At 37.9% G+C, this 15737-nt stretch carries 13 protein-coding genes; 11 read left to right on the top strand and 2 right to left on the bottom strand.

Annotated elements, in window-relative coordinates; translation table 11 throughout:
• Positions 1-600 precede the first annotated feature (600 nt).
• Complete coding sequence (locus HMPREF2937_RS08810; protein WP_031262374.1) at positions 601-1662, top strand: PTS sugar transporter subunit IIC; 1062 nt, start codon at positions 601-603, stop codon at positions 1660-1662.
• A gap of 82 nt (positions 1663-1744) precedes the next feature.
• Here the strand turns inward: HMPREF2937_RS08810 and chrA are convergent, their stop codons facing one another.
• Together chrA and HMPREF2937_RS08800 are read right to left on the bottom strand one after the other, a co-directional pair.
• Positions 1745-2902: a chromate efflux transporter gene (gene chrA, locus HMPREF2937_RS08805; protein ID WP_070864410.1), complete on the bottom strand. Its 1158-nt coding sequence runs from the start codon at positions 2900-2902 to the stop codon at positions 1745-1747.
• A gap of 151 nt (positions 2903-3053) precedes the next feature.
• Entirely contained in the window at positions 3054-3458 is a 405-nt protein-coding gene (locus HMPREF2937_RS08800; protein ID WP_070864409.1) for an NUDIX hydrolase, read from the bottom strand.
• 164 nt (positions 3459-3622) lie between these two features.
• Between HMPREF2937_RS08800 and HMPREF2937_RS08795 the strand changes: the two genes are divergently transcribed.
• The 10 genes from HMPREF2937_RS08795 to HMPREF2937_RS08750 all read left to right on the top strand — a co-directional run bounded on the left by HMPREF2937_RS08795 (position 3623) and on the right by HMPREF2937_RS08750 (position 15651).
• Positions 3623-4219, top strand: a complete 597-nt coding sequence (locus HMPREF2937_RS08795; RefSeq protein ID WP_070864408.1) for a complement inhibitor SCIN family protein — start codon at positions 3623-3625, stop codon at positions 4217-4219.
• Positions 4220-4352: 133 nt separating this feature from the next.
• Positions 4353-6251 (top strand): glycosyltransferase family 2 protein, encoded by a 1899-nt coding sequence (locus HMPREF2937_RS08790; protein ID WP_070864407.1) that lies wholly within the window; start codon positions 4353-4355, stop codon positions 6249-6251.
• A gap of 279 nt (positions 6252-6530) precedes the next feature.
• Positions 6531-7256 (top strand): phosphoadenylyl-sulfate reductase, encoded by a 726-nt coding sequence (locus tag HMPREF2937_RS08785; protein WP_070864406.1) that lies wholly within the window; start codon positions 6531-6533, stop codon positions 7254-7256.
• Positions 7257-7414: 158 nt separating this feature from the next.
• On the top strand, positions 7415-9250 hold the full coding sequence (locus tag HMPREF2937_RS08780) for an assimilatory sulfite reductase (NADPH) flavoprotein subunit (protein WP_037556148.1): 1836 nt from the start codon (positions 7415-7417) through the stop codon (positions 9248-9250).
• A gap of 18 nt (positions 9251-9268) precedes the next feature.
• Entirely contained in the window at positions 9269-10975 is a 1707-nt protein-coding gene (locus HMPREF2937_RS08775; protein ID WP_070864405.1) for an NADPH-dependent assimilatory sulfite reductase hemoprotein subunit, read from the top strand.
• A gap of 102 nt (positions 10976-11077) precedes the next feature.
• Entirely contained in the window at positions 11078-11839 is a 762-nt protein-coding gene (gene cobA, locus HMPREF2937_RS08770; RefSeq protein WP_002480353.1) for a uroporphyrinogen-III C-methyltransferase, read from the top strand.
• A gap of 157 nt (positions 11840-11996) precedes the next feature.
• Positions 11997-12911: a sulfite exporter TauE/SafE family protein gene (locus HMPREF2937_RS08765; RefSeq protein ID WP_060804226.1), complete on the top strand. Its 915-nt coding sequence runs from the start codon at positions 11997-11999 to the stop codon at positions 12909-12911.
• 15 nt (positions 12912-12926) lie between these two features.
• Positions 12927-14126 carry a sulfate adenylyltransferase gene (gene sat, locus HMPREF2937_RS08760; protein WP_070848106.1) on the top strand — a complete coding sequence of 400 codons (1200 nt, stop codon included), beginning with the start codon at positions 12927-12929 and terminating at the stop codon, positions 14124-14126.
• 2 nt (positions 14127-14128) lie between these two features.
• Positions 14129-14728, top strand: coding sequence for an adenylyl-sulfate kinase (gene cysC, locus HMPREF2937_RS08755; RefSeq protein ID WP_002480356.1), 600 nt, complete (start codon positions 14129-14131; stop codon positions 14726-14728).
• Positions 14729-14868: 140 nt separating this feature from the next.
• The gene (locus HMPREF2937_RS08750) at positions 14869-15651 is read left to right on the top strand and encodes a (S)-acetoin forming diacetyl reductase (RefSeq protein WP_057510334.1); all 783 of its coding nucleotides are present in this window, start codon (positions 14869-14871) and stop codon (positions 15649-15651) included.
• The last annotated feature ends 86 nt before the right edge of the window (positions 15652-15737 follow it).

Below are 15737 nucleotides of genomic sequence, written 5' to 3'. Positions count from 1 at the left end.
CCAGTTTTATGCAAAAGAGAGTAATTATTTCTACACTAAAATTATACTCTACTAGAAATTAAGGATATTGTACACTTTTGACTTATACTATATCAACTTTACTTGGAATTAAAGGTAAAAATACCTTTTTGAAGACAAGAATAATGAAAAAATATAAAGGAAGTGACTTTTGTTTTAATTCGGTAAATTAAGTTGTTTCCCTAACCGAAGAGAACTTGAAAAAGTAATTACTGTTTCTCAGTATTTTTTCACTTTGTTTTTTGATTTTTGTGATCCAAATGAACTTAAATTGAAAAAAAGAAACTGTCATTAGTAACAATCAGCGTCGAGTTTATTTCCAAAACATCTATTATTTATTGAATATATTATTATATGTCATGTTATAGTCAAAAATTACTATTATAAAATAGTCGTTGAGTTGTAAGTTGGAAATTTTAAATCGTAGTTAATAACTAGGATTAGCGAGTTGTTTTGAAATTTCGTGAATAAGTACTTTATAAAAATTATTAGAAAATTCATACTATAATGAAAATAACATTTGCTTTCGTGCGCTAAAAGGTATAAGCTTGAATGAACACATGTAAAAAGGGGCTGTGCAAAATAGATATATTAATCGGTACAGGTTTATTGTTACTTATTTTAGTATTTTTCACTGTGTTCACGTATTATGCGCCAGATGGGCGTGCAGTCATGGGGGCTTTAGCAACAGCAGCAATTGCAACATTCTTAGTTGAGGCGCTGCAAGGGTTTGTATTGGGAGATATTTTCGATATTAAGTTTTTAAAGGAAACGGGTAGTCTAGCTGGGACATTGAGTGGGGTCATTGTCGCATTCCTAGTCGCATTATCGAGAAAGATCAATCCACAAAACTCAGCGTTGCTTGCGGTCGCATTTGCGGAAATCGGGCTGATTCCTGCATTGTTTGCGGCTTATCTGATGTCGTTTGTGATTCGCTTTATTGAAAAGAAAATTACAAACGGTATGGACTTTATTATCGTAGTATTATTCTGTATTCCAGTTGGACGATTGTTAGGGGTTTGGTTCACGCCACTAGTCGATGGTTCATTATTGAAAATCGGCGGTATTATCGATGTGGCGATGAATACAAGTCCATTGCTGATGGGTCTGATTCTTGGTGGTATTGTGACAGTTGTTGGAACATCACCACTAAGTTCTATGGCATTAACAGCAATGTTAGGCTTAACAGGTGTACCAATGGCAGTTGCGGCGTTAACAGCGTTTGCGTCTAGCTTTATGAATACAACGTTACTACATCGTTTGAAAATCGGTAACTTGAAATCAGTTATTTCTATTGCGATTGAGCCACTGTCAAAAGCAGACTTAGTGTCTTCTAACCCAGTGCCAATCTATGTGACGAACTTTATCGGTGGAGGACTAGCTGGTATGGTCATTGCTTACTCGGGGTTAGTCAATGATGCGCCAGGTACAGCAGCACCGACACCAGGTATTCTCGTTATGTTTGGTTTCAACCCAGCACTCGACGTATTAAAATACGCAGCCATCGCAGCTGCAATTTGTTTCATTGTCGGTTGGGTAATGTCATATGTATTTAGAAACTATCCAATCCGTAACAGTGAAGTGACGGGTTATAAATCTAAAATCATAGAAAACAAAGCTAATCCAACAGTGAATGAAGCATAGAAATAAAGAAACAACACACTAAAGGGACATACCTGATGTGTGTTGTTTTTTTAGTGCCAAAAATGACACGAACTATTAAGCTTTAATAGAACAATACACCTATTCCAATTCCAATGAGTACGATTGCCCATGAAGGTAGTTTGAAATAAGCTAATAAGACAAATAATATCGTTGCGAATGTGAAATCTAAAGGTTGTTTAACCGTAGAAGTCCAAATAGGTTGGTAGAAAGCCGAGATTAAAATACCAACCACACCTGCGCTGATCCCTTTCAAAAAGCCTCTGGCATAAAGGTTGGACTTAAAACTATCCCAAAATGGCAAGACACCAAACAACAGTAAAAAGGCAGGTAAAAAGATTGCGAATGTCGCAAGCAACCCTCCTATTACGCCTCCGATATTTGTGCCGATATAAGACGCAAAAGTGAATAATGGACCAGGCACAGCTTGTGCTGCCGCATAACCTGTAATGAACTGATCAGAAGAAATCAATCCTTGCGGTACAAACTCCTTTTCTAACAGTGGCAACACGACGTGGCCGCCACCAAAAACAAGTGAACCAGAACGATAGAAACTGTCGAACATTTTAATCCATATATTTTGAGTGGTTGCGCTTAAGATAGGCAATACAACAAGCAAAGAAACAAATAACGATAAAGAGATAATCCCTAATCTTTTAGGTAAATAGAACGCTTTAGAATCAGCGTCTGGCGTTGATGTAGGTTTAAGGAATAAGACACCATATAAGCCAGTTATAGCCAGCGCAACCACTTGAATATAAATACTATTGATCAATAATGAGAGTGCTAACACAAACATAGCCAATGCGATGGTTGTTTTCGTATTGGTTAATTTTTTGCCCATACCAATAATTGCTTGTGCCACAATTGCGACAGCAACAAGTTTCAATCCTTGCATCCAAGTAAAGTGTGTATCCCCCTTCACAAATAAAGTTGAAAATAACATTAAAACAATCACTGAAGGCATAGTGAATCCTAGAAATGCGAGAATACCACCGAATACACCACCTCTGATGGTACCTATACCGATACCGACTTGACTGCTGGCAGGGCCTGGAAGAAATTGGCATAACGCGACTAAGTCAGAGTACTCTCTTTCATCCAACCATTTTCTTTTCTTCACATATTCATCATAAAAATAACCTAAATGCGCTGTAGGTCCACCAAAGGACATCAAACCAAGTTTTAAAGCTACAATAAAAATGGTGAAATAATGAGACATAGGCAACTCCTTATATAAATTAGCATCAACTTATAGATTTTGCGTTAGTCTTCATTATATTTCGAAATGCGTAAAGGTGATGTATGGATTTTGTAAAGTTTATGAATGACATGTATTTGAGTTTTATGATTAATTCTATAGTATCTCTATATCAAAAGGATACTAAGAAGGGTTGTTCGTCTTCTGTTAAACATAAACGAATGCGTTCTGTGAAGTTCCCCCAAGTGACCTTTTGCATGACTTCTTCATAAGTAAAGAATCCAACTTCCAAACTTTCATCGCTAGTCGTAAGTGTGCCGTCAATGTAGATTCCTTTAAATAAATGATTGATGATACTGTGTTCAGTATTTTGAAAGACACCACAGTATGTCGTGCATTTGATGGTGACGCCGGCTTCTTCTTTCACTTCACGAATGACACCCTCTCGAATGGTTTCGCCATTTTCAATTTGCCCGCCAGGAATTTCCCAGCCACGCAAAGGACTTTTGATTAAAAGTATTTTATTCTCATCATTTGTGACCACACATGAAGCGGAAACAATATGTTTTGGGGTCATCTTAATCCTCCTAGAGTTGTGTTATTGAATGATACTCGTTAAAAGTGAACAGCTAGTGTCTAAAAAATATGTAAAAAATAATTTATAGTTAATAATTAGTTAATTCAATTGTAGTGTATGTCTGTTTTATAATAAAAGCATGTAAATTAAAGGAGACAACAACGATGAATTTTAAACAATTTTTACTGACAGGCCTCGCAAGTGTATTACTTGGATCAGCAGGTACACATGTATTTTCATATCAAGCAGAAGCTGCCCAATTCGGCGCACACGAATTTCGTGATTACAGCGTACAACCTAAAGAAAACTTGAAAAACTTATTGAACGCGAGTCACTATTATAAAGACATGGCGAAAGAATCAGGTGCAACATTCTACCAGAATAAATTAAACCAAGCGATTTATTTTGCTAAGAAACAACAAAAATCTAATAATGATTCACAAGTTGTGACAGCAATTAATCAACTTTCAGCTATCTATAATGAGGTATTTCAATTGCATTTGCAAACTGAAAAAGGCAGTGCCGACATCTTAAGTAAAAAAGCAGAACTACAAAACCTAATTGTAAAGGCAAACCATTTATTAACTGAAAGTCATCTTTCAATGAATCAAGATGAAGCACAGCTAAAACAAACTGTTGCGCAAGCACAAGCTGTATTAAACCAAACAGCACCAGACTTTGAATTAGTGAATGCGATTAACGCAGTTCAACAAGACATTCAAAATGTAGAGTCATATCAGGCATTTGTAGCACATCATTAATAAAGATATAAGCGATAGAACACAGTAATCTCTATAGGGTTGCTGTGTTTTTTTATGTTCAGTTTTTTGACTGAGGGGTATATAGGTAAACATAACTACACATATGAGAGACAACATCCAAGGGGGGAATGTTATGTCTAAGGCATTATCGATTATTGTTCCTGTATATAATAAATCTCAGTTTTTACAACAATGTGTATCATCTATTGATGAGTTAAAGTTGAATCATGATGAGATAGAAGCCATCTTTGTTGATGATGTTTCAACAGATGACTCATTGGAACAATTAAAACAGTTTGAACAAACGCGTGATTACATGCGTGTTATAGAGTTAGAAGCAAACAGCGGCAGTCCAGCTAAGCCGAGAAATGTAGGGGTGGAAGCGGCTGAAGGCACTTATATTACGTTCTTAGATGCAGATGACTGGTTAGATACAGAAGGTTTTCCGAAGTTGCTTGACCAAGCTTTAACTACAGAGAGCGATATAGTGTTCGGTCAAAGTTTAAAACATAAGGACCAGTCTGTGAGCCAAATTGCGCGCTTTAGTGCTTATACAAAAGAAGAAGGACTTGTGCCTTACGAAATTGATAAAATCTTTCGTGCCGTCGGTCCACCTGGAAAAATAATAAAACAATCAGTGATTCAAGATCATCATCTTTATTTTGAACCGATGAAATACGGAGAAGATAAGTTATTCTTTACTGAAGTAATTGCGCACGCTAAAACAGCCGCTATGAATAATATCGTGGTCTATCATGTGAATCGATATGGTGCGAATCAATCATTGGTCAGTGAAACAGATATTTTTGAAAAAACAGCTTTTAATTTAGAAGTGTTAAAGCAGTTATTAGATTTAGACATCCCGGAGACTGCACGCAAACATGCGATCAGTCGAATAGTAGAAATGGATTATTTATCACGCTTATTCATGAATCGTCGCTTCTTAAAAAGCGCAGAGAAAAATAAATTCTATGAAGCTTTTGATCAGTTAGTTTCAACTTTAGACCAACATGACTTAGATATTAAAGATTACTTGACTGAACCGAAATATGAAAAAGTATGTGAATGCTTATTAAATAGCGATAAAGAAAAAGTAGAAGCGTTGATTACTTTATTAAGCGAAGGTATACGAGCGCCACATTATATTGCAGACGGATTAGTATATTATCATTTGCCGGAAGACTTGCACACCGTTGAACCCTTATACGAACCCTTCTATGCGGTCTATAGCGGTACACATCTTAAAGATAATCACTTCTATGAGGTTATTACGCTATATAAAGAGGATTCAACAGAAGTCGACGCAGTGCATTTGGTGAAGCTTTCTGATGAATCCGTTACGCAGAAAGTAATGTTTGAGCAGCAAGACAATCAACTCTGGATACCTTCAGATACATTAAACGTAGATTTCGATTTTAATCTGCAAGTTATTTATGATCACTACAAACCATTTTTAGTACACATGATGTTGCCAAGCATTATGGAAAATCATGCTTTAAAACGTCAAGGTCAGAAAGTAGAATACGTTTCAACACAACAAGAACAAGCATCATCAGCTGAACCTAATGAGGTGGATACTACAAAGTATTATGCTGAAAATCCAGGGGAAGTATGGGCGACTAAGAAGTTTAAAGTGTATGGTGATACTGAATTTACACAAGAACAAGCTCAATCTATGGAAGTCGGTGAGGTGTTTAATGTATCAGAGATACAGTATTCTAAAAAAGGGACACCGCGATTAGTATTAGAGGATGGGAACGTGATTACTGCGAATAAAAAGTTTGTCGAACAGTTAGACAGTGATCTGTCTGAACATTATATTGTAGACTGGCCAATCACGATTCAAGTCATTAAAAAGTGTAAAGGTTATGAAGAACGTAACTTTAAAACTGAAGCAGAATTCCAACCGAAGTTAAATGACACGATAGAAATAGATAAAATTGTGTGTTCTTCTAAAGGGACACCGCGCTTAAAAACAAAAGCGGGTTATTTTATCACCGCAAATCGAGATTTTGTGCAGGTTGTAAAGTAAGAAGAAGGGATGAAAATCTCTTCTTCTTTTTGTTTGGATAACGTGGTAATGCGTTAAAGTATCATTAAATATTTTAAAGAAATCGGTTGTGAATAGTATAAAATAACGTATATTGCTAGAAGGTTATTAAGTTTGTGAAATTATTATAAATATTGTTGACAGGGGATAGAGAAAACGGTAAGATTCAATACATAATTATTTTCTGACAATTCGAATATCATTGTATCAATTTGAATTGTAGGGTGCTATATCTATATACTATGAGGGGAGAGTATTTTATTGACTTCTAAAATTACTTATACAGACTTCACCTCAGACCCTTTTGAATCATTAGATGTTTCAGATGAAACAAAAGGTGCGTATCATGTTCTGAAATGGGCATATGATACTTACGGAGATGAAATTGTATATGCTTGCAGTTTCGGAGCAGAGGGCATCGTTCTGATTAACTTAATTTCGCAAGTGAAACCAGACGCACGTATCGTCTTTTTAGACACGGGTCTCCATTTCGATGAAACGTACGATTTAATCGACCGTGTTAAAGCAAAATATCCTAAATTGAACATTGTTATGAAGAAGCCAGATTTAACACTTGATCAACAAGCTCAAGAATACGGCGGTAATCTTTGGCGTAGAGATCCAAACCAATGTTGTTATATCCGTAAAGTTAAACCGCTTGAAGAAGTATTAACTGGCCAAACAGCTTGGGTATCAGGATTGAGACGTGAACAATCTCCAACAAGACGCAACACAAACTTTGTGAATAAAGACGACCGTTTTGAATCTATTAAAGTTTGTCCGTTAATCCATTGGACTTGGGATGGTGTATGGGATTATATTAAATCGAATGATTTACCTTATAATGCTTTACATGATCAGAACTATCCAAGCATCGGATGTGCACCATGTACTTCACCTGTTTTTGAAGGCGGCGACTCTAGAGAAGGCAGATGGCAAAACAACATGAAAACTGAATGTGGTTTGCACATCGGACGTAAATCTTAATTTGAAAGTTACAATTAATTTTTTTGTATATAATTCCTAGTGGATATGTTGGAATTTTGAAAGCACAATGACTATACTTGAATTAAGTGTAGATATTTTTTTAGTTTCAATTCCTACTAAAAAACTAAGGATAAAATCTATCATATGGGGGAAGACACTTGAATTTATCAGCAACAAATAGTCCGTTCAACGATGAACAGGCACAACTCATTAATCAAGCGTTATCAACATTATCAAATGACCAGAAGCTCTGGCTTAGCGGTTATTTAACGGCACATCTCCAAGATGGCACAGCAACACAAGCACCTGCTTCTAGTGCAGCAGCAACGCAGGCGCCAGCAGCACCAGCGCAACAACAAGCTGTAGAACCACGCAAAGTCACTGTATTATTTGGTTCTGAATCTGGTAACGCACAGTGGGTGGCAGAATTACTCGAAAGTAAATTAAAAGAAAACGATTTTGATGCCACATTAACTGAAATGGACCAATATAAAACGAAAGATTTAAAAAATGTTGAAGACCTACTTATCGTAACGTCAACACACGGTGAAGGCGATCCACCGGATAACGCATTATCTTTCTATGAATTCTTATACGGACGTAAAGCACCTAAATTAGAAGGCGCACGCTTCTCAGTACTTGCTTTAGGTGACCAATCTTATGAGTTCTTCTGTCAAACAGGTAAAGACTTTGATGCACGCTTAGAAGAGTTAGGCGCTGACCGTATTTTACCGCGTGTCGATTGTGATATTGACTTCGAAGAACTCGCTAATGAATGGATTGAAAACATTATTAATGAGTTAGGTGATCAAGAAGTAAAGCAAGTGGTTCAAGAGGCACAAGATGCACCTGTTGAAGATGCTTCTGGACCCATTTACTCAAGAACATTTCCTTACGAAGCAGAAGTCTTAGAAAATATTAATTTAACTGGTCGTGGTTCTGATAAAGAAGTTCGCCACCTTGAATTATCATTAGAAGGTTATGGCGATGACTACGCACCAGGCGATTCCATTAATATCTTACCTGAAAATGATCCAGAACTTGTGGATGAAATTATCGATATGCAAGATTGGGTGGCAGAAAAAGATATTACTGTGAATACACAAGGTGACAAAATGTCGCTAGAAGAAGCATTGACGTCATACTTTGAAATCACAAAATTAACGAAACCATTAATCGAAAGTGCAGCACAGCTCTTTGATAATGAAGACTTATTAGATAGAGCCTCTGATAGTGAATGGGTGAAAGATTATATCTATGGTCGTGACTTAATAGACTTATTGAATGATTTCCCTACAGAGTCACTACAACCGAACCAATTACATCAAGTCTTAAGAAAAATTCCTGCACGCAGTTACTCTATTTCAAGCAGTCATAAAGCAAATGAAGATGAAGTACACATTACAGTATGTGCAGTACGTTATGAAGCACATAATCGTAAACGCTCAGGTGTCTGCAGTGTACAACTCGCAGAACGTGTAGAGCCGGGCGATAAATTAAAAGTATACTTGAAGAAAAATCCTAACTTTAAATTCCCATTCGATGAGAACACACCAGTCATCATGATTGGACCAGGTACAGGTATCGCTCCATTCCGCAGTGTCTTACAAGAACGAGAAGAATTGGATTTAACAGGCAACACATGGTTGTTCTTTGGTAACCCACACTTTACAACAGACTTCTTATACCAAACCGAAATTCAAGATTGGTTGAAGAGCGGTGTGTTAGAAAAAGTAGATTTAGCCTTTTCACGTGATCAAGAAGAAAAACGTTATGTTCAGCATTTAATCGATGAAAACAGTGCAGAATTTTATGAATGGTTAAGAAATGGCGCAGCAATTTATGTCTGCGGCGATGAAAAACACATGGCGAAAGATGTACATCAAGCCATCATTCATGTATTGGAAAAAGAAGGCGGCTTATCTGAAGAAGAATCAGAAGAGTACCTATCAGAATTGAAAAAAGAAAAACGCTATCAACGTGACGTGTATTAATTTTTGAGGAGGCAAATTATGGCTGAGAATAACAATGATTTATATAAAGGCTTAGATGATTTAGAACGTAATAAAGGCGAAAGCAATTATTTGCGCGGTACCATTGCACAGGGTTTAAAAGACCCTGTGACTGGTGCAATCGCTGATGATGATACCAAGTTATTAAAATTCCACGGCAGCTATATGCAAGATGACCGTGACTTACGTCAAGAACGACGCAAACAAAAATTAGAACCTCTTTACGCATTTATGATTCGCGTACGTATCCCTGGAGGCCGTGTTTCCACGGATCAATGGTTGAAGTTAGATCAATTGGCAGATGATTATGCAGGTGAACAAATTCGTTTAACCACACGTCAAACCGTACAGTATCATGGGATTTTAAAACGCAACTTAAAAAAATCAATGCAAGCGATTAACGCAGCTGTACTTGATTCAATCGCAGCGTGCGGTGACGTCAATCGTAATGTCATGTGCAACCCTAATCCCTACCAATCTGATGTGTATAGTGAAATAAATGATTATGCGGATAAAATCAGCGGACACTTATTACCGAAGACAACAGCGTACCATGAAATTTGGTTAGACGGTGAAAAAATCATCGATTCTAAACAAGAAGATCATGAACCAATGTACGGTAAAACATACTTGCCGCGTAAATTTAAAATCGGTATTGCGTTACCACCTTCTAACGATATTGATGTCTATTCACAAGACATCGGCTTAATCGGTATCGTTGAAAATGATGAATTAACCGGCTTCACAGTAACTGTCGGAGGTGGTATGGGCAGTAAGCATGATGATTTAAGAACACATCCTCAAGTCGGTAAAGTATTAGGTTATATTCCTAAAGAAACAGCACCGGAAGTTTGTGAGAAAATCTTAACGATTCAACGTGATTTCGGTGACCGTGCAGACCGTCAACAAGCGCGTTTCAAATATACAGTGGAACGTAAAGGCGTGGATTGGATTCGTGAAGAATTAAATTGTCGTTTAGGTTGGGAAATCGAAGATGCGAAACCATTTGAATTTGACAGTAACGGTGACCGTTTAGGTTGGGTTGAAGGTTCAGGTAAGTATCACTATACATTATTCATTCAAAATGGTCGTATTAAAGATACAGAAGACTTTAAGTTGAAAACAGCGATTAAGAAATTAGCGCAAACACATAAAGGTGAAATTCGCATGACACCGAACCAAAACCTGATTTTTGCGAATGTTGAGAAAGAAGATAAAGCCGCTATTGATGCGATTATCGAAGAGTATGGTTTAACAGACGGCAAAAATTACAGTGGTTTACGTCGTAACTCTATGGCTTGTGTGGCCTTTCCGACTTGCGGGCTTGCGATGGCAGAGTCAGAACGTTATTTACCTTCTTTAGTGACTAAAATTGAAGACATTTTAGATGAATTTGGTTTACGAGAAGAAGAAATTACGATTCGTATGACAGGTTGTCCGAACGGCTGTGCACGTCCTGCATTAGCTGAAATTGCTTTTATTGGTAAAGCACCTGGTAAATATAATTTCTATTTAGGCGGTAGCTTTATCGGTGAACGTTTGAATAAATTATATAAAGAAAATATCGGAGAAGCGGAAATTTTAGAAAGCTTACGTCCAATTTTAGAACAATACAGTAAAGAGCGTGAAACAGGGGAACACTTCGGTGACTTTGTAGTACGTAAAGGTATTGTAGAAAAAGTTACAGATGGTCGTGACTTCAGATAAGCAGTAAGCATTACCTCAGAAAGTGACGTATCTACGCACTTGGATACGTCCTTTCTCCAGTAATGCTCAACATCTATTTAAATAAAACAAAGAGGTGATCGAATGGGAAAAGTATATATCGTAGGCGCAGGTCCCGGAGATCCGGATTTAATCACAGTAAAAGGTGTCAAAGCTATAGAACAAGCCAATGTGATTCTATATGATCGCCTCGTTAATAAGGCCTTATTGCAATACGCAAAGCCGAATACAAGATTGATTTATTGTGGGAAAGACCCGAGTGGTTTATCAATTCCTCAAGTAGAAATCAATGCATTAATGGTGAGTTTCGCACGTAAAGGTCTTACTGTAACAAGATTAAAAGGCGGAGATCCTTTCTTGTTCGGTAGAGGTGGAGAAGAAGCGGAAGTTCTGGCAGAACATCACATCGCTTTTGAAATTGTACCTGGTATTACCTCAGGTATCGCCGCACCTGCTTATGCAGGTATCCCAGTTACACATCGAGACTATAGTTCTTCTGTCGCATTTGTGACAGGTGTTAATAAAGAGAAAACGTTAAAAGAAGATTATTGGAAACATTTAGCATTAGGTCCTGAAACACTGTGTATTTACATGGGGGTCAGCAGGTTGCCTGAAATCTGTCGCTTGTTAGTGCAACATGGCAGACCGAAAGATACACCTGCCGCATTGGTTTATCAAGGAACAAGCGGAGTTCAACAAACTGCAGTCGGTACTTTAGAAACCATTGTTGATGTCGCAAAAGATTTTAAAAATCCATCGATGATTGTAATCGGTGAAGTCGTACAATTACGTGAGAAAATCAGCTGGTTTGAATCTGTTTCAGCCCAAGCAGCAGCGCATCAATAAATGTGTCATACCGGCAAGCAAGACAAATTTAGTTCATTTTTTTAACTTTAATTCCTTGTAAACTGATAAGAATAGTATCGTCTTGTACTACACAACATAAATAATATGAAAATTCTAACAATCAAAACTTGATTATTGAAAGAAAGGAGCAAAGACAATGAAAAAACTATTAATTATTGCCTTCGTAGGGTTTTTTGCACAATTGGTTGATGGTTCCCTCGGCATGGGCTTCGGCGTAACATCATCATCGATTTTGTTATCGCTTGGTTTAGCACCAGCCATTGTATCAGCGACAATCCATTTTTCTGAAATTGCGACAACAGCAGCATCAGGTGTTTCGCACATGTCATTCTCTAACGCAGATAAGCGTTTAATACTGAAATTAGCGGTGCCGGGATCGATGGCAGCTTTCATTGGTGCAGCGGCAGTCAGCCATCTGCATGCAGGTTTAGTTAAGCCTGTCGTTGCTTTGTTCCTGATTACCATCGGTATTTATATTTTAGTTCAATTTGCGTTTAAACGCGGACAAACTAAAAAGCTGACAAGAGGGTCAGAGTTGAGTAATAAATTTATGTTTCCGCTTGGTGCGACTGCTGGATTTTTAACAGCTATCGGTGGAGGCGGCTGGGGACCAGTCAATACTTCTGCGTTACTTGCACGTCGTGATATCAATGTTCGTCATGTTATCGGCAGTGTATCTATCAGTGAGTTTTTCGTAACGATTGCAGCGTCTATCAGTTTCTTGATTTTCTTACCCCTTCATTTAATTAATTGGGGATTGGTTCTGGCATTAAGTGTCGGCGGCGTTGCGGCTGCACCATTTGCGGCATGGCTCGTTAAGATTATCCCAGTAAATGTCTTAGGCATTTTTGTCGGCGGTTTGATTATCTTTACCAACAGCAATACTTTGTTGAACGCATTTGGTGCACCAGGTGAAGCGATTGCTTTCGTAAGAATCGCAGTGGTTATCGGTTGGTTTGCATTATTATTTGTCATTTTGCGCAAAGAAGGTAAATTATCGAACTTTTTTCACAAAAAAGAAGCAAATAAAGTAGGAAGAGTAAAACAATAAGAGGAGATGAGTTAAATGGCTACAACAACACAAATTTTAGAACATACAAACACACCGCATGGTGGGAAGTTAATTAATCGTCAACTTGAAGGAGCAGAACGTGAAGCATTAATTGAAGCAGCAGCTGCTTTTAAAACATTAACGTTAAACGCATGGAGTTTATCCGACTTAGAATTAATCGCAATTGGCGGTTTCAGTCCATTAACAGGATTTATGGGAGAAGCGGACTATCAAAACGTCGTTGAAAACTTACATCTTGCAGATGGAACGTTATGGAGTATTCCAATTACTTTACCAGTTAATGAAGCAGAAGCGGACCAATATGAAATTGGAGAACAGATTGCGCTTTATGGAGAAGATCAACAGTTATACGGTGTCTTAACTTTAGAAGAAAAATATACGTATGATAAAGAAAAAGAAGCACAAAATGTTTATGGAACGACAGAAGAAGCTCATCCAGGCGTCAAAAAAGTATATGACAAAGGTAATGTGTATCTAGCAGGCCCGATTCAATTAGTAAATCGTCCAGACCATAGTGAGTTTGAAGAATTTGAATTAGATCCGATTGAAGTACGTCAAATGTTTCATGATTTGGGCTGGAAAACAGTCGTAGGTTTCCAAACACGTAACCCAGTACATCGTGCGCATGAGTATATCCAAAAAAGTGCGTTAGAAACAGTTGATGGTCTCTTATTGAATCCATTAGTAGGCGAAACAAAGTCTGATGATATCCCAGCGGATGTTCGTATGGAAAGTTACCAAGTGATTTTAAAACACTATTATCCAGAAGATCGTGCACGCTTAGCGATTTATCCAGCTGCGATGCGTTATGCAGGACCGCGTGAAGCGATTTTACATGCGATTGTGCGCCAAAACTATGGTTGTACACATTTCATTGTAGGACGTGACCATGCAGGTGTAGGTGACTATTATGGTACATATGAAGCGCAAGAGTTGATTACGAAATATCAAGAAGAGTTGGGTATTCATATTTTAAAATTTGAACATGCTTTCTATTGCACGAAGTGCGGTAATATGGCGACAGCGAAAACGTGCCCGCATGGTGCAGAACATCATGTGCATTTAAGCGGGACAAAAGTCCGTGAAAAATTACGTAATGGAGAATCTTTACCGAAAGAATTCTCACGTCCTGAAGTCGCTGAAGTGTTAATTCGCGGTTTACGCAGACATAGAGAACAAAATGAGGAGGCGTAACGATGACAAAATCTCAAAACATTACATGGCATGATTCAGAAGTAACGAAAACAGAACGTCAAGCTCAAAATGGCCATAAGAGTGTAGTCCTGTGGTTTACTGGTTTATCCGGTTCAGGTAAGTCTACCATCAGTGTTGCTTTAGAAAAAGCATTATTCGAACGTCGTATTCATGCGTATCGTTTAGATGGAGATAATATCCGTCATGGTTTAAATAATAACCTCGGTTTCAGTCCAGAAGACCGTAAAGAAAATATCCGTCGTATCGGTGAAGTCAGTAAATTATTAGCAGATGCAGGACTGATTACATTAACGGCGTTCATCTCACCTTATCGTGAAGATCGTGATCGTGTCCGTGAAATTTTAGAAGATGGCGAATTTATCGAGGTATATGCGAAAGCCAGTGTTGAAACGTGTGAGCAGCGTGACCCGAAACAGTTGTATAAAAAAGCACGTGCAGGAGAAATTAAGAACTTTACTGGTATTGATGCGCCATATGAAGCGCCAGAACATGCGGAAATTGTCGTGGATACAGAGACAACTTCTGTGGAAGAAGCGGTTCAGCAGATTCTAAACTATTTAGAAGACAAACAAATTATTTAATATCCCGAGCACACACAAACCTTAAATTGTGTGTGCTTTTTTGGTGGCTATTATCACGGTTAAGTTTTGCGATTATTCTGAAATTGAATTAAAATAGAAGTGTACAATAATATATGAAACAACAAGGAGAGTCGAACAACATGGCAGAAGTAAAAGGCAAAGTAGCAATGGTGACAGGCGGCGGACAAGGTATCGGAGAAGCAATTTGTCGCAGACTCGCAAAAGACGGGTTTAAAGTAGGTGTGGCAGATTTTAATGAAACAACTGCAGAAGCGGTTGCACAAAGCTTACGTGATGAAGGTTATGAAGCGCTTGCGGTTAAAGTAGATGTATCAGATCGTGATCAAGTCTTCCAAGCAGTCAATACAGTGAAAGATCACTTCGGAGATTTCAATGTGATTGTTAATAACGCTGGATTAGGACCACAAACACCACTTGATACAATTACGTATGATCAATATCGCAAAGTTTTCGATGTAAACGTCGGCGCAATTTTCTGGGGCATTCAAGCAGCGGTTGAAGCTTTTGAATCATTTGGTCACGGTGGTAAAATTATTAACGCTTCTTCTCAAGCAGGACAAGTCGGAAACCCAGGACTTGCATTATATGGCGCAACTAAATTCGCAATCCGTGGTATTACACAAACTGCAGCACGTGACTTAGCTGATAAAGGTATTACTGTGAATGCGTATTGCCCAGGTATCGTTAAAACACCGATGATGGAAGATATCGCACAAAAAACAGCTGATGAAGCAGGTAAACCATATGAATGGGGTATGGAACAATTCTCTAAAAATATCGCATTAAAACGTTTATCAGAACCTTCAGATGTTGCAGCATGTGTATCTTATCTTGCAGGACCAGATAGTGATTATATGACTGGCCAAGCTTTAATTATTGATGGCGGTATGGTCTTCAATTAATACAAGACATAAGAAAAGGCAAGTGCACCTAAACAGGACACTTGCCTTCTTTTTATTTTGGCTCTTTGTCAAATTCGGTTGATATA

This window comes from Staphylococcus sp. HMSC061G12, assembly GCF_001838465.1.
Lineage (GTDB): Bacteria > Bacillota > Bacilli > Staphylococcales > Staphylococcaceae > Staphylococcus > Staphylococcus simulans.
Note: the sequence above shows the minus strand (reverse complement) of the source record. Positions and strands in the feature narration are given on the sequence as shown.